The sequence below is a fragment of the Aquimarina gracilis genome, assembly GCF_035285365.1.
Classification (GTDB): domain Bacteria; phylum Bacteroidota; class Bacteroidia; order Flavobacteriales; family Flavobacteriaceae; genus Aquimarina; species Aquimarina gracilis.
The window spans coordinates 76,043-95,599 of the sequence record NZ_JAYKLX010000003.1 but is presented as its reverse complement, the minus strand read 5'-3'; the positions used below and the strand labels follow the sequence as shown (position 1 = coordinate 95,599).

Here is a 19,557-nt window from a genome sequence, read left to right as displayed (position 1 = left end):
TTATTAATTTTCTTTGAAAAAACCTGTTATTTGTTGTATTCGTCCATTCTTGTAGTATGCAAAATCAATCCCATTCGCTATCATTTCTTTTTTTTCGTCAACCATATTCCAATGCGCCAAACTTCTGTTGTGATGGAAATTAAAATCTGAAATTACAAAAGACATACCTTTAAATTCTTTCTGAAACTGCTCCATATATTCAGCTAGCTGTTCATGTCCTTTCAGTGTTACATTAGGGTCATGATATTCAAAATCATTCGTCATTATCTTTTCTAATTTATTCATTCTTTCCTGGGGGTCCGTAACATTCCAACAGGCTCTGTATACTTCCCATATCTGGTTAATTGTGCTCATAATTATCTATTTTTAAGGATATTGAAAAATGAAGTCATCGCTTCATGATTAGTTGTCTTAGTACTCTTAGACCTTGTCAGAAATCCAAAAAACGTAGTGTGGATGATCTCTGCTAAGCATTCTGAACTTATATTATTATCAAAATCTCCAGCTTCTTGTGCTTCTTTTACCGCTGGTTCGATAACCATTAAAAATCTTTTGAATTGTTTTGCGGCCATTGCTGCTACAGCATCATATGATGTACCCATTTCAGACATCATGTTATTCACTAAGCATCCCATGTAGTTATTTGAAGTTTGAGCTAACAACATATTTTTATATAGTGTGACCAAGCTGTAAAACGCACTTGTTTTTTTGCCAGATAATTGTGCTTGCAGGTGTGATACAATTATATCGCCATAAGAGGCTATCGTTGTCAACAAAAACTTTTCTTTACTCTTGAAAGTATTATAAAAGGCTCCTTTGGTCATTCCCGTTTCCTCACATATCTCATTTACCCCCAAACTATGGTATCCTTTTACCCAAAACAATTCTACACCCTTTTGTATTACTTTTTCTTTGTTGTGCTTATAATTCATATTGTAAATATAAACAAACAGACTGTTCGGTACAAATTTAATATTATAGTAGCAAAAAAACTCTAGAAGCAATTAAGAAAACTTGCAAAAGCCATACACTTAGGCTGTAATCATTAACCAACTAAATTCTGCTGCCTAAATTTTTTAGGTGTCATTCCTTTTAAGCGCTTAAATTGTTTTATAAAATAAGGAACACTATTAAAACCTACTTCATAGCAAATAGAGGAAACGTTTAAAGACCCTTCGATTAGCAACTTACAGGCATAATCAATTCTCATATCATTTACATATTGACCGAACGACTTTCGTGTATGCTTTTTAAAGAATCTACAAAAGGAAGCCTTGTTCATGTTCGATATTTTAGCAGCCCTTTCTAGAGATATTTCATTATTATAATTTTGCAATATATAATGATTCACAAGACGAAGTCTACCGGGAATATTGCTCTTTTCGATTCTTTCCCCAAACTTATTTATTAAAGTATAAGTGTAATTGAGTTTAAGCAACTCAAACATGTAAGAGAGTCTTAAAAATCGCTCTAGTCCTTTTTCATTGTGTATATCACTCAATATGCTAGGTATTTCATCACTAAGCAACTCTTTAAACTTTATTCCAGAATGGGCATCTTCAACTATGTCTTTAATATTAATGAATTCGGGTAAATCTAGACACGATTCTAAAACATAAAACTCAAATTGAATGACTAAGATTTCAATATTTTGATCTATTATAGTCTTATCTTCAACAAAAAGATGCGGAACATTAGGGCCAAAAATAAATAAACTACCTGGTTCAAAACTTGTCATTGAATGCTCTACAAATACTTTACCTGTCCCTTTTTTAAAATAAACTACCTCAATTTCAGGATGATAATGATAAGGAATATCAAAATGGGTCAACTGGTAAAGTTTAACTTGTATGGATTGTGTTCGTTTTACCTGTACTTTTTCATATATAGGATTCATAATAACACATATTTAGCATCAAAAGCAAACTTAAGCAAATATTATTATGTTTTTGGTCAATGGTGTTAATTAAAACCTTTCTTTTTAGGTATAAATTTGTGGTCACAAACTTGAAAACCTTGGTCATGAAAAAAACGTATATCATCCTTTGTTGCTTCATAGTCTTAATTATGTCTTGTACAAAAAAGACAAAAGAGAAAGTACAGGTAACAGAACAGCGGTCAGAAATTGCATACTCAAATCCAGAAGCAGAAGTATTTTATCATGTATTTCAGCGTAGTTTTTATGACACTAATGGTGACGGTCACGGTGATTTGAATGGTGTTACTCAAAAGATTGATTATTTAAAAGATTTAGGTGTAACATCTTTGTTATTTACACCTTTATATAAATCCATCTATTATCACAATTATTTTCCTGATGATTTTAAAGCTATAGATGAAGAATTTGGAACATTGGATGATTACTTAAACATGGTAAAAAAGCTTCATGAAAATGATATGAAATTTTATATGGATATGGAGATTCATTATGTGACTAAAAACCATCCGTGGTTTAAAGACTCTTTCGAAAACCCTAATTCTAAATACAGCAATCATGTTATTTATAATGGTCCTAACAATACAGTTCCAGAAACCATGATTTTTAATCTAACCAAATTAGAATCGTATGATGGCACCTCTGTAGATATAACAACTGTAGATATGTATAACGAAGCGGTTAAAACGTATTTTACTGATTTGTTTTCTTATTGGGTAGACCCCAACAGCGATGGCAAATTTGATGATGGTGTTGATGGGTTTAGAATAGACCACATGATGGATGATTTGGATTGGAAAGGCATTCGCACCAACCTTTTTAAAAACTTTTGGGCACCTTTGTTCAAACACTTAAAATCTATCAATCCTAACCTTAAAATTTTTGGAGAACAGGCCAATTGGAAAGATATAGGAGAAAACTATTTTAACACTGCCAATGTAGATATGATGTTCGCTTTTGGCTTGAGAGAAGGCATACTCTCTATGGAAAAAGAACAGATTTCAAATAAAATGGATTCTTTGCTAAAATTAACGCCCAAAGAGAAATCACAATTGGTTTTCTTAGAGAATCATGACACGCCCAGATTTGCTTCTTTTGTAGAAAACGATAAAGCAAAATTAAAGTTAGGAGCATTTCTAATGATGTTCAACAAAGGGATTCCAAGCATTTATTATGGACAAGAAATTGGAATGAATGGAAGCGGTGGTTTTGGAAAATTTGGAGTAACCGATGGCAACGACATCCCAATGCGTGAGGCTTTTGAATGGAATGCAAAAATAGAATCAACAGGTTCTGCATTATGGTACAAAAACACTGGTCCTTGGTGGGATAAACGTAGTGTCTTAGACGATGACGGAATCTCTGTAGAAGAACAAAAAAATGACCCAAATTCTCTACTTAATTTTTATAGGAAAATCATTAAGATAAGGAAAACCCATTCTGAATTTATTGAAGGCAACCAAGAAATTATTTCCAATGATAATGACAATATACTAGCCTACATCAGAAAAGATGGCCAAAATACAATGCTAGTTGCTGTAAACACATCTGATAAGGAACAAAAGACTTCGATTACCCTAAATACAGAAAACCCAAATTTTGAGCTAAACGAAGTCTTATTGTCTGATGAAAAGAACGAAGCCGTTAACAATTCCTCTAATGTTGATCTAATTCTTAATAGCCATGGGTACGCTATTTGGCAAATAAAATAAATCGAAAATAGACTTTAATGACACCATTTTTTAACCAAACCATGGACTTATCCTTGGATTGCGAGTTCGAATACAATGAATTCTACTTACCAACCCAGGTTACAGACTTCAATAAAAAAGAAAAATCAGGGTATTTAAAATGGCTTAAGTATGGATTTGAATTAGAATATGCCTTTAACAAAACAGGATTAAAACTTGTAAAAAAAGATGGAAAAGAAATGTTTCAGGAAGATTATGAGACCGACCCCATTCTTAAGTGGGCCATTTCTTTTGTATCTCAAAAAACTTTACGATTACAACTTAACACATCTAAGGTAATGGAAGCAAGAGAACCGTCCTTAATGCTCGATGGAAAGCTAAATGATTCTAATTGGAATTTTATTGAAGGCGCGAGTAATCATCAATTCAAAAGTGATTTTGCAGAGGTTAATATAAATACTTCAAAATGGTGTTTATGTGTCAATGATAAAAATGGAAAAGAAGTATTAAAAACTATTGGTTTACAAGACAACAAAGGTTTACATCAAAAATATTTGCCCTTTAGTTTCATAAGAAACCCCAAGAATCATAAAAAGACTTTTGTGTTTTCAACAGCATTATCATATGACGAGCGTATTTATGGCTGTGGCGAATCTTTTGCTGGATTGAACAAAAGAGGTCAAATAATTAATCTTTTTACTTCAGATGTTCAAAGTGCATCTACTAGAGAAATGTATAAGCCAATTCCACTGTTTATTAGTAATAAAGGATATGGTGTATTTGTACATTCTAGCGCACCTATGACATTTGATTTTGGTCACACCTATGATTCAGCATCAACACTTTACATTGAAGATGAACTTCTGGATGTCTTTATTTTTATAGGTACACCTAAAGAAATTTTAGAAGAATACACCACTATTACAGGTAAAAGCCCACTACCACCCATTTGGAGTTTCGGTTTGTGGATGAGTCAATTGAGTTACAGTTCACAAAAAGAAGTCGAAAACATTGCTCAAAATTTAAGAAGTTATAAAATTCCATCCGATGTTATACATATTGATGCTGGCTGGTTTGAAAACGGTTATAACTGTGATTACAATTTTAGCAGTGCTTTTAAGAGTCCAAAGGCAATGATATCTAACCTTAAAAACTTAAGTTTTAGGACGTCATTGTGGCAAATACCCTATTATAATTCTACAAATTCTGTTTATAACCAAATTGTAGAACAGCAGCTATTTGTAAAAGAAGCTAATGGTCTTAGGGAAGACATCGTTTTAGATTTTAGTAATCCACAAGCAATAGCATGGTACACAAAAAAAATAAACAGTTTATTGAAATTAGGCGTTTCTGCAATTAAAGCAGACTTTGGTGAAAGTGCCCCAATAAATGGATGCTATTACTCAAAACAATCTGGAAATTATGAACATAATTTATACCCTCTTCGTTATACGAGTTCATTGTATAAAACGCTTAAAAACCATGATTCTGACACATTGATATGGGCAAGAAGTGCATGGGCAGGCAGTCAACGTTTTCCTGTTCACTGGTCTGGCGATCCTGAAGTTTCTAACGAAGCCATGGCATCGACATTAAGAGCTGGCTTGTCTCTTGGGTTAAGTGGATTTACATATTGGTCTCATGACATAGGTGGGTTTTCCGATAAACCTGATTTAGAACTTTTTTTACGCTGGACATTTATGGGTGTGTTTTCCTCACATAGTCGCGTACATGGTTTACCACCAAGAGAACCTTGGGCTTTTGGTGAGCAATTCCTCATTAATTTCAGAAAATTAATTGAAATTAAATATTGCCTATTGCCATATATTATTTCCCAATCAAATTATTGCAGTCAAAAAGGCTATCCCCTGCTAAGACCATTATTTTTTGATTTTGGAGAGGATTTAAACACCTGGCATATTGAAGACCAATATCTTTTCGGAGATAGTATTCTAATCGCCCCATTTTTCGAATCCAATGTCATGGCTAGAACCATTTACTTACCTCATGGAAATTGGTTCGATTATTTTACAGGTGACTACTACAAAGGCGGACAATGGTATCATATAAAAAGTAAAAACTTTGGAATAGCCCTTATAAAATCTGGCTCGTGTATACCTCATATCGAATTAGCACAATCCACAAGTTCTATAGACTGGACAAAGATAAATTTGAATATATACAGTAAAAAAGAAACCCAAATTAGTACTCAGATTTATTTACCAAACATCAAAACATCTCACATTCTACAACTAGATAAATTAAAAAACAATGAGTGGGTTATCAATAAAAATGAAACCTCAATCCACTTTAAAATTCAAACAATAACTTAAAACATAGAAAAATGGAAACGACAAAAAACACTTCGGGAAAACACCGAAGAGATGGTGATACATATGAAATTACATCTAGCGAAATTGAACATTACAATGATTTGGGATATTTGGTCCTAAAAGAAGTTTTAACTGATTACGAATTGAAAGATTTAGATTATTGGTTCGATCATTTTATCTCTGGTAAGGAAATACACCAAATGAATAAAGACTTTTGTGATATGTCTCAACCCTATGGAACGCCAGTAGAAGAGTTTCAGTTGGTAAATGCCATGTGCCCAAGTATGTATAGACCAGAGCTGGCTAATAACATTTATTTTAGAGTAGCACAATCAATTGCAAGTCAAATCTACAAAGCAGGTAAAGCTGAAATGGATTATGAACAGTTTTTGGCAAAAAAGCCCTCAAAAGCAGGTGCAGAATTTGCAATGCATCAAGACTTGGGATACTGGCCAAAAACTAAAAATACTTGGACAGCGACTTTTTCTTTGGCCTTGAGCGATTCAAATATTATTAACGGATGCTTACAAGTAATTCCTGGAACTAATAAAGAAAAAGAACTAAGGGTGCACCTGCCTAAACCCTATAATGGTAATGAGGGTGAAACTATGAATAGAGACACTTCTCATACATTAGTTATTGAAACTAATAAAAAAGACCAGCCAATATTTTTACCCGTGAAACGCGGTGATGTAACAATCCATGACGAGCGTATTATTCATGGCTCAGCAGGTAATTCATCAAGTGAATGGAGAAAGACCTATGTAATGGCTTTTAGAGATTCTGAAACTATAAAGCAAGAAAGAGCTATGGGTTACACACATTCACATAATGACAAATTAGATTGGAAAGAGGTTTTGGGTTAGTCCATTAGTGAAAGCTATGAATCGCCAATCATGAATACTCTGCATAATTGAAATGGAAAAAAGAAGATTTTTATTCCTTGTAATAGTTACTTCAGCTTAAAGAAGATTATTATTTGGTTAACATACAGGCGCAATAAACAGAATCTCGATCGCTCAAATATGATTGGCTAGTCTGCGACTAGTGAAGCATGAGTAAGTAATACAAAAACAAGCTGGTTTTAAAAATGAAACTGGCTTTTTGTATTTTTAAGTTGTTGATATACCTTTGTGTGGTAACTAGCCAGCGGGAAAACACAAGTCTTACTTTTCTTTTTGTTGCGTTTGTAAACTAAGACATGCCTTCAGTTGTCCACATATTTGTGATCCCACGTCTTGTTTCTGTTATGATTTCGTAAATCAATATTATAGTCAATCGCTGCCTTTAATATAAGCAGCAATGAAACCCAACCGGCATAATTTGTTTGATAGTCTTTTTCTGAAACTTTTGTATTTCTTATTTTCAAATCGGTTCCCCCTAATTCATCTTCAGTAAGATAAAAATCAACTATAGAATTAAAGTACTCAATTCGAAAATGGGTATAAGGGTTATTTACTATTATTTTACCTTTATATTGTTGTCCGTTCGGAAATGTAAAATCGATATAGTTATTAGAATCGGGAGCAGATTCTGCCCAAAATTTTTCTCTCCCATCTTGAGTAGACAGATACTTATAAACTTTCTGAATACTTGAATTTAAATGGAGGTTCCATTCAATTATGTTATCTGACATTTTAAAATGTTTTTCACCTTATGTTAAAAAGACTATCGCATAACCGTCTAAGCAATTTAGACATTTCCTTCACCCTCTGTATTGTTTTAACAATCCAGATTATTACCTTTTTTCCATAATTCAATAACTTTATCAATAAAGACAGCCAGGTTAGTACTTTCTATGGCAATGTTTTTTTAATTCTAATACAGCCTTTACCCATATCAAAAGGATTTAGTAATTCCCGCGCTTTTTCAACTTTATCAATATTCCCTACATAAAGGCTTACATAATTTTTTTGAGCATTGAGATGAAGAAGTGGTTCTTGTTTACCATCTCCGTAGGCCAGCATTTTGTAATTGATATATTCTTTCAGTCCTTGTTCTTTCAGGATCATATTATGAATAAGGATTACCTTTTCTTTTCTCCAATCTTCTTCCATTTTTTCTAAATATTCATCTGGTGTTTGAACATCATAAGCATAATCCTTATTTTTTACTGTTTTTCATAGCTTGCCTTTCCAAATTGTATTAATTTTCCATCTTTGAGAACATAGTCCCTCACAGAAACAGAACCACCTTCATTAATAGTGTAGATAGTTTTTCCTTCTTCAGTTTCTGGGGTACCCCAATATACAACAAGTTCATTTTCAGAAAAACTTCCTTTTATCGGAAAAGAAAAACCTCCCGAATCGAACCAAGTTCCTGTAAATGTATCATCGCTATTGGGTTGATATACTCCCATAGCCCTGAATATGTATTCCTTGGATTGATCTCTTTGATTCTGAAATGAGAGTCTAAAAAATTTCCCCTCAAGAATAGGTTCCCAGTTCATGCGAAAAGATGCAGTACTTCCTAGTAGTTCTCCTTTACCTTCCCATTCGTTTTTTGAAGCAGTTTCGAAGAAACTTTGTGACATCATGCTTTGTATCATGAACAAAGTAACTAGCCCCAAGTAAAATGTTTTTTTCATAAATATTGGTTATTGCTAATTAATGTAGAATGTTCTATATGCTTCTCATTTACCCTAAATAAGTGACTCATTTAACCCTACTACTATATAGACGAATACACCTATTTTTTTTGGACAAGGAATACAAAAAAAATGTTAATTTTTGATGCTATTGATTTTCTGCATATTGCTTAAACGCCTGTACAAACTGTTCGGTTTGCTTTTTAAAAGAACCTGGCATTAAGAACCCAATGATTTTCATAAAACCTTTTAACTGAAAAGATTCATTTACCTGGTAAAGTGTATTGCCGTTTGAAGTTTCAGAAAACAATGTGCATTGAATATTCACAGTGCCATTTGCAACAAATTGAGAAACTATTTCAGTATTGCGATTCTTAATAATGGTTTCTTCTATATTAAAATTCTTTCCATTCATTTGAAATTTAAACACTGATTTTGTTCCTTGCTCTCTTTTATTTCCCGAAGTAATAGTATGACTAATTATTCCAGGCATCCAATCACGATAATAAGTTGGATTGTTATAAAGTTCAATTACTTGGTCCAGAGGTTTTTCAATAATAGTTTCGACAGTGTATTTCATAATTTAAAAATTTGTGATCGCCATTTTTCATTGAAATGTGTTATAAACGAAAAGGGTTATAACCATCATTCCAACAAAGAAACTATTTATTAAAAATCAAGTATTGTAAAAAAACGAAATCCCGATAATTAACTTAAATCCTTAAATTAGTGTATTTTACAAACTATGCGTATTATCCCTCTACCATTAGACAAAATCTCTAATATTCTTATAAGAAATATGTGGATTATAGAAGAAACTAATGGAATTAACATCAACGTTAAAGCTTTTCCCACAGGTTATCCCTATATTAATGTAATATCGGGAACAAGTTTTACGATTAAAAACATCAATAATAATGTGCTAGAAACAAGTTCATATCTCTCTGGAAACGCATTGACACCATTTGAGTTGAACATGAGTGTCATTAAAAGGGCATTGACCATTCAGCTTCAACCCTATGCCATACCTTATTTGACAGGTATTCCAGCAAATGAGTTTTCTGAACTTAGAGTTCCTATTCATTGCTTTTCTAAGTATCTATCCGAACGTCTTGAGGAGTTAATTAACTCTGATTTAAATAGCGAATTGGTATTGCAAAAAGTTTTGACGATTCTTAATCAATATAAAAATGAGGCTCTTGTAGACAAAAGAGTTTATGTCGCTTTAAATAATATCTTATCCAATCGAGGTCATATTTCTATTAATGCAATTAACTCAAAAATAAATTTAACGCAAAGAAGGTTGCAACAACTGTTTAAAATGTATTTAGGAATGTCTGCAAAGTCCTATACACGCATAGTAAGAATGCAAAGTCATACATTTAAACTATTAAATGGAGAGAAATTAGATACTATAGTACCCGATGGCTATTTTGATCAATCTCATTTTATACATGATTTAAAAAAACAAACTTCAATGTCGCCGTTAGAGTTTCATAAATTTATTACTTCTTCAGAACATCATGCTGCCTATTATGTTTCTAACTTATTTTATGGGGTCTAGTAGTTGCTTGATTTCTTAAAATATAACGTCTCGGGCCTTGTGATAATTAACTTGTTAAGATTTCTATTAATAAAAGGTTTTTTATACCAAATTTTACAAACTATTTATCACTCTTCACAATTCGCAGTATCTTTACATCAATAATCAATCACAATTCATGGTACCCGTAGAAAAAGCACTTCAACTTGTTGACAATCATATAAAGCAAACCAAAGAAATTACTACCCTATCTATATCCAATGCTATAGGGTTTGTATTGGCAAAAGATGTATTGTCTCCAATCAATATGCCTCCATTCAGGCAATCGGCTATGGATGGATATGCCCTGGGGTCCATTGAAGAAAAAACCTACTCACTTATTGGAGAAGTTCAAGCAGGTGATGATAAGGATCCTGTATTAAAAAAAGGGGAAGCTATTAGAATTTTTACCGGGGCCCCGGTACCCGCTGAAGCAAAGGCCGTAATTATGCAAGAAAAAGTAGAAGTAATCGATAGTAACATACTTGTGCAAGAATCTCCTACCCTTGATGCGAATATTCGACCTGCCGGAGAGCAAATTAAAGAAAGGGAAATTGCACTTGTTGCGGGAACCACTATAACTGCTGCTGCTATTGGTTATTTGGCGACCCTGGGAATTACAGATATCGAAGTATACAAAAAACCTTCTATTGCAATTATTGCAACCGGAAATGAATTAGTACCACCAGGTCAAAAATTAAAATACGGGCAAATTTATGAGAGTAACTCTGTAATGTTATCTTCCGCCCTTACGACTGCTGGTTTTACAACCATAAACTTTCATAAAGTTGAAGATCAGTATGATGCTACCCGATCGATTATAGAAAAGGCAATACAAGAATATGATGTTGTTTTGATCTCTGGTGGAATCTCGGTTGGAGATTATGACTTTGTGGGCAAAGCCCTGCGTGATATTCAAGTAGAAGAAATTTTTTACAAAGTGAAACAAAAACCCGGCAAACCGCTTTATTTCGCCCAAAAAGATAATACCACCATTTTTGCACTACCGGGTAATCCCGCTTCTTCGTTAAGCTGTTTTTATATTTATGTGCTTCCGGCATTACAAAAAATATCCGGCTTGCAACAATATCATTTAAAACGTAGCACAGCTATCTCAAATTCAGACTATTCAAAAAAAGGAGAACGCGCAGAGTTTTTAAAAGCTTTATTAAAAGACGATAAAGTTACCATTCTTGACGGGCAGGCTTCTTCAATGCTTCGTTCTTTTGCATTGGCAAATGTCTTGGTATACCTTCCAGAGGAAGTTTCAAAAGTTAAACCTGGAGATAGTATACAGATTATTAATTTGTCATGAAACCTCCGGGAAATGATTATTATCATAAAAAAACCAAACGCTAAAATCTTTATTTGCTAAAATTTAAATAAAGCGAGTACAAGCACCAAAAATTCGTTGTATCTTTAAAAACCAAACGCTTTATTTGGAACAATGGATTATAAGATAAAAAGCAGAATCTGGATAGAATCAGAGCATGGAGTTTTTCTTGGCGAAGGAAGGGTGCGTTTATTAAAAGCCATTTCCAAAACAGGATCATTACGTAAAGCAGCCGTAACACTTGATATGTCTTATAAAAAAGCATGGAATCTTATGGATAGTATGAATAAAACGGCTCAAAAACCCCTGGTGATTACTACAACAGGAGGAAAAGGTGGCGGAGGCGCTCGGTTAACAGATTATGGCGAAGACGTAATAAACACTTTTGACCATATCAATCAAAAATGTTGGGAATTTTTGGATAATGAGCTGAAACAAATTTCTTTATGAGTTCTCAAAGAAACAAAACAGGAATTATATTGGCCGGAGGCAAAAGCTCAAGAATGGGTAGTGAAAAAGGATTACTCTTATTGCAAGGCAAACCTTTTGTACAGCATATCATAGAGGCTCTTCGACCTTTGGTAAGCGACATCATAATTGTGAGCAGCAATTGGCAATATGATGTTTTTGGAGTAAAAAGAGTTGAGGATATCATTACAGAATCTGGTCCTGTTGCCGGATTGCATACGGGGTTGACAAATTCAGAAACTGATGATAATTTGGTGGTAAGTTGTGACGTACCTCTCGTTACTACTTCCCTATTAAAAAAGTTGCTTCAATATAAAAATGAAGATTATGATGTTTTTCAATTTGAGGCCCAGGGAAAAACCATTCCGCTAATTGCTTTATACAAAAAGCATTGTGCAGAAAAATGTTTCGAATTATTGTCGAAAGGAGAAAAACGTTTACGTAAACTGGTCTCAGCATTAAATACCAAAACCATTGCCGTAGATAACGAAGACTTGTTTTTGGTAAAAAATATAAACACAATTGAAGATTTAAAAACCATTACAAATGCAATTGACTATTAAATATTTTGGAATGTTGGCAGAAGCGACTGCAATCACAGAAGAACAATTGCATATCGATGTGTGTTCTGTTGCCGAGCTTTTAAATACCCTCAAAGATGAGTATCCGAAGCTTAGAGATAAGGATTTTAAAGTCGCCGTTAATCAAGAACTTGTTGGTAATAATTATACAATTAATACTGAAGCTGAAGTTGCATTATTACCTCCCTTTGCAGGAGGATAAAATATGACAAATGAATACATTTAATTCTAGATATCATAGACAAATCATACTCCCCGAGATTGGAGAAGAAGGGCAAAAAAAACTTAATTCTTCCAAAGTTTTGGTGATAGGTGCCGGTGGATTAGGTTGTCCTGCATTGCAATATCTCGCAGCGGCAGGTGTAGGCACCATTGGAATCATAGATTTTGATGTTGTTGAAATTTCCAACCTTCATCGTCAAATTCTTTATGGGGATAGTTCTGTAGGAAAGAATAAGGCCCTGGCCGCCAAAAATCGTCTCGAAGATCTTAATCCAACTATACATGTAAATGCATATCCCGAGAAATTAACTCCAAAAAATGCAATTACTATTTTTTCTAAATATGATATCATTGTAGACGGATCTGATAATTTTTCTACTCGCTACCTGGTAAATGATGCCTGCGTAATTACCGATAAACCTTTGGTATATGGAGCTATTTTTAAATATGAAGGACAGGTTTCTGTTTTTAATTATAAAAAAGGCCCAACCTATAGATGTTTGTTTCCCGAGCCTCCCAAAGCAGGTAGTATTCCTTCTTGTTCAGAAATAGGAGTTTTGGGCGTTTTGCCCGGAATCATAGGCAGTTTACAGGCCAATGAAGTTATAAAAATAGCGTTAGGTATTGGAGAAACTTTGCATGGAAAATTATTAATGTATGATAGCCTTTCGACCCAATTTTCTACATTTTCAATACATCGTGTAGATGCCGAAGTATTGAAAGTAAAGGCAATTACCAAAAATTTTGAAAATACCGATTATGATCTTTTTTGTGGTATTGAAAGGATTAAGGAAATTCTGGCAAAAGATGTTTTTCGAATAGAAAATTGCCAATGTATTGACATTCGTGAACCACATGAACAACCTAAAATAGAAAGTTTGAATCCTGATTATATTCCGCTAGCTACTCTTGAGAAAAACATTTCATCGTATAAAAAGGAACAGGAAATCATTCTCTTTTGTCAGTCAGGTGTTAGGAGTAGAAAAGCTGTAGAAATTCTTCAAGATCATGGATTTACAAATGTATCCCATGTAAAAGGAGGTGCTATAGCGCTTCATGAAGAACAGATTTTAAAAGAAGTATAAAATTAAAATGGAAAAGACGAAACCAAAAAACGTATTTAGACAAGGCGCGATCTCTTCAGAATTTATAGGAGAATCTATTGCAAAACACCAAGCCAAAACCAGTATTGGAGCACACAATATTTTTCTTGGACAAGTACGTGCCGATGAGATCAACGGTAAAGTTATTACCGCTATTGATTACACGGCATATGAAGAAATGGCAAATCAAAAATTTCATGACATACGAGAAGCTACCTTCGCCAAATTTGACCTTACGTGCATGCATATTTATCATAGCCTGGGTACCGTAAAAACAGGTGAGATTTGTTTATTTGTTTTTGTGTCTTCACCCAGACGACGGGTAGTTTTTGAAGCCCTAGAATTTGTTGTAGAAGCAATAAAAGCAGATGTTCCTGTTTTTGGAAAAGAAATTTTCGAGGATCAGACACATCAATGGAAACAAAATAGCTAACGCTATTTTGTAAAATTCAATAATTCAAATTTCAAAAAGAAGTAATGCTTAAACAAAAATATGATTTACAAGATAGAACTTTCAACTTCGCGCTAGATGTTAGACATTTTTGCAAAAATTTAGAAACTTCACTGATTAACTCAAGTGATATTAAACAGGTGGTACGTTCTTCTGGCTCAATAGGAGCAAATTATATTGAAGCTAATGAATCTCTAGGGCCTGAAGATTTTAAGATGCGGTTAAAAATAGCGCGGAAAGAAGCAATGGAGTTAAATAAGATTCTTTCCAGTATTATTAATAAAACTAAAGATTGATTTTTGAATTTTGGATCTTGTAATTTGTAATTTATTATTTCTATGGTAGACATTACACATAAAGCATCAACGCTGCGAATAGCCACAGCTCAAGCTATTGTAAAAGTAAGTAGGCCGGAGACTATAGCGGCTATCCAAAATGGCACCGTGCCCAAAGGGGATGTATTTGCAATGAGTAAAGCGGCTGGATTGCTGGGCGTAAAAAAAACTCCAGATTTGCTGCCAGATTGCCATCCTTTACCTATCGAGTATACCGGTATTGAGTATGAAATAAAAGGTCTTGAAATTGCAGTTTTGGTTACTATAAAAACTATATATAAAACAGGAGTCGAAGTCGAAGCAATGCATGGAGCAAGTGTGGTAGCTCTTAACATGTATGACATGTTAAAACCAATAGACAAAGGAGTTGAAATTCATCACATCAAATTGTTAAAGAAAAAAGGAGGAAAATCAGATTATAAAGATAAATTTCGTAGAGATCTTAAAGCTGCAGTAATTGTCTGTTCCGACTCCATTTCTGAAGGCAAAAAAGAAGATAAAGCTGGTAAAGCTATCATTACGAAACTAGAAAAATGCGAGGTTGAAATTTTAGATTATAGTATCATTCCCGATGAAGTTGAAACCATTCGGGAAAAGACCAAACAATACCACGAACAAGCAGCAGATCTAATTATCTTTACTGGGGGTACGGGTTTATCAAAACGAGATGTTACTCCAGAAGCTTTAAAACCTCTCTTAGATCGAACCATTCCTGGTGTAGAAGAGGCCATTCGCAAATATGGGCAAGACCGCATGCCCTATGCGATGCTATCAAGAAGTGTGGTTGGAACTATTAAAAACACCCTTGTAATGGCGCTTCCGGGTTCTACCAATGGTGCGAGAGAATCAATGGATGCAATTTTTCCAGAGATTTTGCATGTATTTAGAATTTTAAAAGGCGCGAGACATGATTAAATCAAATACCAGATCCCAAGGATTTTCAAAACCCTTGGGATCTAAAGAAAAAAATATACTTACCGACACCTTTGGTAGAAAACATAACTATCTACGTATTTCTCTAACCGAAAGGTGCAATTTGCGCTGTACGTATTGTATGCCTGCTGAAGGCATTCAATTGTCCCCTAAAGAACATATCATGACGTATGAAGAAATTTATACGATTGCTCAAGAATTTGTAAACCTTGGGGTAACCAAAATACGTCTTACAGGTGGAGAGCCATTAGTTCGAAAAGATGCGGCCAATATTATAGAAAAACTTGCCTCTTTACCAGTAGAACTTACACTTACAACAAACGGAGTGATTGTAGATAAATTCATTGATCTTTTCAAGAAATGTGGTATTAATAATCTAAATGTAAGCCTAGATTCTTTGAGTCCTCAAAAAAACAAAGAAATTACTCGTAGATCATATTTCGATAAAGTATACAACAATATACTTTTATTAGTCAAAGAAGGATTTAATGTAAAGATAAATTGTGTTTTGATGAAAGGCTTTAATGACGATGAAACCATTGATTTTATTAAGTTAGGAAAAGAATTACCAGTGCATATAAGATTTATTGAATTTATGCCTTTTGATGGTAATCGATGGAATATGGATAAAATGGTTTCTTTACAAGAAATTCTGTCGGAAGTAAATACAGCATTTACCAAAAACGAAATAGTAAAACTCGAAGATGCTCCTAACGATACTACCAAAAGTTATCAAATACAAGGGTATCAAGGTACTTTTGCGATCATAAGTTCGGTTACCAATCCTTTTTGTGACGGCTGTAATAGAATTAGATTAACTGCCAATGGGCAAATAAAAAATTGTTTATTTTCTTCAACTGAATCCGACTTATTAACACCGCTACGTGAAGGAAAACCAATAACACCAATTATTGAAAAATCAGTACAAAAAAAATTCAAGGTTCGTAGTGGCATGGACACATTGGATAAATTTAAAGACATCGACGGGCATAACAATCGAAGTATGATAACTATCGGCGGATAACTTTTATTATGAACTTTACTTCACCATACAAACCGAATTAACATTGCCATCATAATCATATTCGCGAACGGGATTATTAGGATCCAATATCCATTCATTATCTACTATATACTTATAATGATGCTTCCCCCCGGATAACATAAGAGTCATAACCCACCCTTTTTTAGTACGCGTCATTTTATACTCATTTTCTGACCAATCATTAAATGTCCCCGAGAGAATTACTTCTTCTGCATCAAAAAATCCATTAAGCATAAAGTTAATTGGTGCTTTAACATTAATTATAGAGTTATAGCCGTTAAACTCATTTAACTTCTTATTTGGATTCAAAGGATCCGCTATCCATTCACCATCTATGATAAACTTATATTGATATTCTCCAGGTCTGATATTTAATGTGATAGTCCAACAATCTTTACCTCTTACCATGGTAAACAAATCCTCATTCCATTTATTAAAACTACCACTTAACACTACTTTCCTGGCGGTATCATAACCATTAAGCTTGAACGTTACATTACCACTTTTATCTGGGTAAGCCAGATACATCTTCAAATTATATGTAGGTAACTTGTGACCATTTTCAAAGGCTCTTACTGCATTTTCATCTCGACGAGAAGGTTCTGCCCAATATCTATTATTTATTACGAATTTAAATTCCCATGAAAATTCATCGGTAAAATCACTTAGTTTTTTTCTGAGTTCATATCTATTTTCATCAATCTGAATCATACTCCATTTGTCTTTCGACCAGTTGTTAAACTCTCCAGAAACAACAACATTTTTTATATTCAGATCTTCGAGATCAAATAGGTGACTGGCCATTGAAGCTTGTTCATAATCTCTTTTGTCAAAAACAAATACCAACATATCTCCTTCGATCTTATACCCTTTAAACACTTTAGTTTGGGCATAAGTGCAGCAACTGGCGAAAGCCACAATCAAAAAAATGACGTTATGTACTATTCTTTTTATCAATGTCTTAGTATTGGATACTTTACAAAGTAAAGCTTTTCTTTTTGATAATTAATAATGGTCCTCTTTTGTTGAAAAAATTCATAGCCTAATACACCATCCAAATTGGTTCCAAAAGCTTCGTTCATTTTATTTAGATTAGTCAAAACGGTATACATTGGTCCAAAATAAACAGTTTCGCTTAGTTTAACACGAAACAATTTTCCTGCCAAAACTTCAATCTTATCATTACTGGCGCCCATTAACACCAATCGCCTTTTGGGATAAAAATGCTTTAACACTTTTTTATCCACTTTTTTATTTATCTGATTAAATTCTGCTGCACTATCTAGCCCAAATCTAACTTCCTCATTGTCAACTTTTCCATTAATCACAATGGTATGTTTCTTAAGGTTAAAATTAATACTATCGATTATTTTTTCTGCATATACATTTTTATCTAATAGATCACCATGTTTGTTTACTTTGGAAAGCGTAATTTGGTTTAGATGCATATCTATAAATATCTCATAATCTTTTAGGATATTATATCCTATTACTCCTAGTAAATGCATTTTTTTTGCCTTCTCAATATGTGACAGATTAACAATATCTGAAACTTTATTCTTTAAGTTGAAATTTTGCAAAATGAAATCCTTCACATTTTTCTCAAAAGTATCGTCCATTACTGCAATAACTCCAGAAGTTCGTTTCTTTTTTGAGTAAAAGCGTTTTTTAAGGGGAAAATGAACTTCATTAAGTATTAAAGTCTCCGATCCCGTATCAATTATGAAATCTCCTTTTTTGTCAAGAACTTCGGCCTCGACAACAATTAAATGATCAATAAGTTTGAAGGGAATTCTAGCGGTGTATTCATTAAGAACTTCAGCTTTTGAAAAAATGACTTCATCATGGGTTGAAAAAAAACTATTTCCAGGAGGATTGATACTTGCAAAAACTTCTGTTATGCAGATCAAATAAAACAATATCCTATAAAGAATTTTCTTCATAACAGATATGACCCACCATGAGTAACTTATGTTACATTTTTTAAGACTATTGGCAGTAAGTTTAATATAAAATTAAGAGTCTGGCTTGCGCAACAACCATGATAAATATCATAGTACATTATTCGTATCAGAGTTACATTTAGCATATAAATTTAACTACAATGAAAAATATTCTGCTTCCCACCGACTTTTCAGATAATGCAAGAAATGCTATAAATTACGCTATGGAGTTTTTCAAGAAAGAACTCTGTACATTTTACATTCTTAATGTTCAAAAAGCATCTCGCTACACGACCGATGATTTGATGGCAGCACCTGCTAACACAACAATTCATCAATCTGTAATTGGCGATGTGAAAAAAAAGCTCGCTATACTGGCAGAAGAATTAAAATCTGAATATCCAAACGAAAACTATACATTTCATACGGTCACAGATTATGACATCTTCACCGATGCTATTAAACAAGCGGTGAGATCCAAGGAAATTGATCTTATCGTTATGGGAACCAATGGCGCTACGGGAGCAGCAGAAGTCGTTTTTGGGAGCAACACGCTCAATGTAATCAGAAAAGTAGATTGTCCTGTACTTGCTATTCCACAAGGGTATGGTTTCAAAGATCTTAAAACAATTTTATATACCATAGACTATGAAGATCATTTTAATACCTCGGGAATAGCTCCTTTAATGGATGTATTAGCAAAGTATAAATCTTCTCTTCGAATTCTTAAAATTAAAGAGGATGATACAATTACCATCGCCGATTTTGACGACAAGAAACATATGAAAGAGTTCTTTAAAGGAGTAAATCACACTTTTCATTCTATAGTAAATGTTCCAACTGCCTTGGCTATTAATAGTTTTGTGCAAATCATGAATATAGATCTTACGGCTATGTTCATAAAAAGAGAAACTTTTATGGAACGTTTTTTTAAAGGTTCAGAAACTTCGAAAATTAGTTATGGTACTCGTGTTCCATTATTAATTATGCATAGTTAACTTTGTAAAAAACTAT

The 19,557-nt window shown here is 33.5% G+C and carries 23 protein-coding genes; 14 read left to right on the top strand and 9 right to left on the bottom strand.

What is annotated here, in order from left to right; genetic code table 11:
• Positions 1-3 precede the first annotated feature (3 nt).
• The 3 genes from U6A24_RS06445 to U6A24_RS06435 all read right to left on the bottom strand — a co-directional run bounded on the left by U6A24_RS06445 (position 4) and on the right by U6A24_RS06435 (position 1,897).
• Positions 4-354 carry a nuclear transport factor 2 family protein gene (locus U6A24_RS06445; RefSeq protein WP_324179125.1) on the bottom strand — a complete coding sequence of 117 codons (351 nt, stop codon included), beginning with the start codon at positions 352-354 and terminating at the stop codon, positions 4-6.
• 2 nt (positions 355-356) lie between these two features.
• Positions 357-932 carry a TetR/AcrR family transcriptional regulator gene (locus U6A24_RS06440; protein WP_324179124.1) on the bottom strand — a complete coding sequence of 192 codons (576 nt, stop codon included), beginning with the start codon at positions 930-932 and terminating at the stop codon, positions 357-359.
• Between the two features lie 113 nt (positions 933-1,045).
• A complete protein-coding gene (locus U6A24_RS06435) occupies positions 1,046-1,897 on the bottom strand; it encodes an AraC family transcriptional regulator (RefSeq protein WP_324179123.1) in 852 nt (283 codons plus the stop codon).
• A gap of 125 nt (positions 1,898-2,022) precedes the next feature.
• On the opposite strand from U6A24_RS06435, the gene U6A24_RS06430 reads away from it, so the two are divergent.
• From U6A24_RS06430 to U6A24_RS06420, 3 genes are read left to right on the top strand one after another with little or no spacing between them, the layout of a single operon-like run.
• Positions 2,023-3,648 (top strand): alpha-amylase family glycosyl hydrolase, encoded by a 1,626-nt coding sequence (locus tag U6A24_RS06430; RefSeq protein ID WP_324179122.1) that lies wholly within the window; start codon positions 2,023-2,025, stop codon positions 3,646-3,648.
• A 17-nt stretch (positions 3,649-3,665) separates the two neighbouring features.
• Positions 3,666-5,960 carry a glycoside hydrolase family 31 protein gene (locus U6A24_RS06425; protein WP_324179121.1) on the top strand — a complete coding sequence of 765 codons (2,295 nt, stop codon included), beginning with the start codon at positions 3,666-3,668 and terminating at the stop codon, positions 5,958-5,960.
• Between the two features lie 11 nt (positions 5,961-5,971).
• Positions 5,972-6,826, top strand: coding sequence for a phytanoyl-CoA dioxygenase family protein (locus U6A24_RS06420; protein WP_324179120.1), 855 nt, complete (start codon positions 5,972-5,974; stop codon positions 6,824-6,826).
• Between the two features lie 341 nt (positions 6,827-7,167).
• Here U6A24_RS06420 and U6A24_RS06415 read toward each other — a convergent pair whose 3' ends face one another.
• From U6A24_RS06415 to U6A24_RS06400, 4 genes are all read right to left on the bottom strand, one after another.
• Positions 7,168-7,596: a hypothetical protein gene (locus U6A24_RS06415; protein ID WP_324179119.1), complete on the bottom strand. Its 429-nt coding sequence runs from the start codon at positions 7,594-7,596 to the stop codon at positions 7,168-7,170.
• Between the two features lie 160 nt (positions 7,597-7,756).
• Entirely contained in the window at positions 7,757-8,017 is a 261-nt protein-coding gene (locus tag U6A24_RS06410) for a DUF1801 domain-containing protein (RefSeq protein WP_324179118.1), read from the bottom strand.
• Positions 8,018-8,070: 53 nt separating this feature from the next.
• On the bottom strand, positions 8,071-8,547 hold the full coding sequence (locus U6A24_RS06405; RefSeq protein WP_324179117.1) for a hypothetical protein: 477 nt from the start codon (positions 8,545-8,547) through the stop codon (positions 8,071-8,073).
• A 148-nt stretch (positions 8,548-8,695) separates the two neighbouring features.
• Positions 8,696-9,127: an SRPBCC family protein gene (locus U6A24_RS06400; protein WP_324179116.1), complete on the bottom strand. Its 432-nt coding sequence runs from the start codon at positions 9,125-9,127 to the stop codon at positions 8,696-8,698.
• A gap of 165 nt (positions 9,128-9,292) precedes the next feature.
• Here U6A24_RS06400 and U6A24_RS06395 point away from each other — a divergent pair, with 165 nt between their 5' ends.
• The 10 genes from U6A24_RS06395 (at position 9,293) to moaA (ending at position 16,579) form a co-directional block, all read left to right on the top strand.
• Positions 9,293-10,111, top strand: a complete 819-nt coding sequence (locus tag U6A24_RS06395; RefSeq protein WP_324179115.1) for a helix-turn-helix domain-containing protein — start codon at positions 9,293-9,295, stop codon at positions 10,109-10,111.
• Positions 10,112-10,268: 157 nt separating this feature from the next.
• Entirely contained in the window at positions 10,269-11,444 is a 1,176-nt protein-coding gene (locus U6A24_RS06390; RefSeq protein WP_324179114.1) for a molybdopterin molybdotransferase MoeA, read from the top strand.
• Positions 11,445-11,576: 132 nt separating this feature from the next.
• The gene (locus U6A24_RS06385) at positions 11,577-11,912 is read left to right on the top strand and encodes a winged helix-turn-helix domain-containing protein (protein ID WP_324179113.1); all 336 of its coding nucleotides are present in this window, start codon (positions 11,577-11,579) and stop codon (positions 11,910-11,912) included.
• A complete protein-coding gene (gene mobA / locus U6A24_RS06380; protein WP_324179112.1) occupies positions 11,909-12,493 on the top strand; it encodes a molybdenum cofactor guanylyltransferase in 585 nt (194 codons plus the stop codon). Before U6A24_RS06385 ends, mobA begins: the two co-directional genes overlap by 4 nt.
• Positions 12,477-12,713, top strand: a complete 237-nt coding sequence (locus U6A24_RS06375) for a MoaD/ThiS family protein (RefSeq protein ID WP_324179111.1) — start codon at positions 12,477-12,479, stop codon at positions 12,711-12,713. Before mobA ends, U6A24_RS06375 begins: the two co-directional genes overlap by 17 nt.
• Positions 12,714-12,723: 10 nt before the next feature.
• On the top strand, positions 12,724-13,818 hold the full coding sequence (locus U6A24_RS06370; RefSeq protein WP_324179110.1) for a HesA/MoeB/ThiF family protein: 1,095 nt from the start codon (positions 12,724-12,726) through the stop codon (positions 13,816-13,818).
• Positions 13,819-13,825: 7 nt separating this feature from the next.
• On the top strand, positions 13,826-14,269 hold the full coding sequence (locus U6A24_RS06365) for a molybdenum cofactor biosynthesis protein MoaE (protein WP_324179109.1): 444 nt from the start codon (positions 13,826-13,828) through the stop codon (positions 14,267-14,269).
• Between the two features lie 44 nt (positions 14,270-14,313).
• Positions 14,314-14,583 carry a four helix bundle protein gene (locus U6A24_RS06360; protein ID WP_324179108.1) on the top strand — a complete coding sequence of 90 codons (270 nt, stop codon included), beginning with the start codon at positions 14,314-14,316 and terminating at the stop codon, positions 14,581-14,583.
• A 42-nt stretch (positions 14,584-14,625) separates the two neighbouring features.
• Positions 14,626-15,537: a bifunctional molybdenum cofactor biosynthesis protein MoaC/MoaB gene (gene moaCB / locus U6A24_RS06355; RefSeq protein WP_324179107.1), complete on the top strand. Its 912-nt coding sequence runs from the start codon at positions 14,626-14,628 to the stop codon at positions 15,535-15,537.
• Positions 15,530-16,579 carry a GTP 3',8-cyclase MoaA gene (moaA, locus tag U6A24_RS06350; RefSeq protein ID WP_324179106.1) on the top strand — a complete coding sequence of 350 codons (1,050 nt, stop codon included), beginning with the start codon at positions 15,530-15,532 and terminating at the stop codon, positions 16,577-16,579. The genes moaCB and moaA overlap by 8 nt, the downstream gene beginning before the upstream one ends.
• Positions 16,580-16,594: 15 nt before the next feature.
• On the opposite strand, the gene U6A24_RS06345 is transcribed toward moaA, so the two are convergent.
• Positions 16,595-17,518 (bottom strand): glycogen-binding domain-containing protein, encoded by a 924-nt coding sequence (locus U6A24_RS06345; protein ID WP_324179538.1) that lies wholly within the window; start codon positions 17,516-17,518, stop codon positions 16,595-16,597.
• A 35-nt stretch (positions 17,519-17,553) separates the two neighbouring features.
• Complete coding sequence (locus U6A24_RS06340; protein ID WP_324179105.1) at positions 17,554-18,543, bottom strand: pepsin/retropepsin-like aspartic protease family protein; 990 nt, start codon at positions 18,541-18,543, stop codon at positions 17,554-17,556.
• Positions 18,544-18,704: 161 nt separating this feature from the next.
• Between U6A24_RS06340 and U6A24_RS06335 the strand changes: the two genes are divergently transcribed.
• Positions 18,705-19,541 carry a universal stress protein gene (locus U6A24_RS06335; protein WP_324179104.1) on the top strand — a complete coding sequence of 279 codons (837 nt, stop codon included), beginning with the start codon at positions 18,705-18,707 and terminating at the stop codon, positions 19,539-19,541.
• Positions 19,542-19,557: the final 16 nt, after the last annotated feature.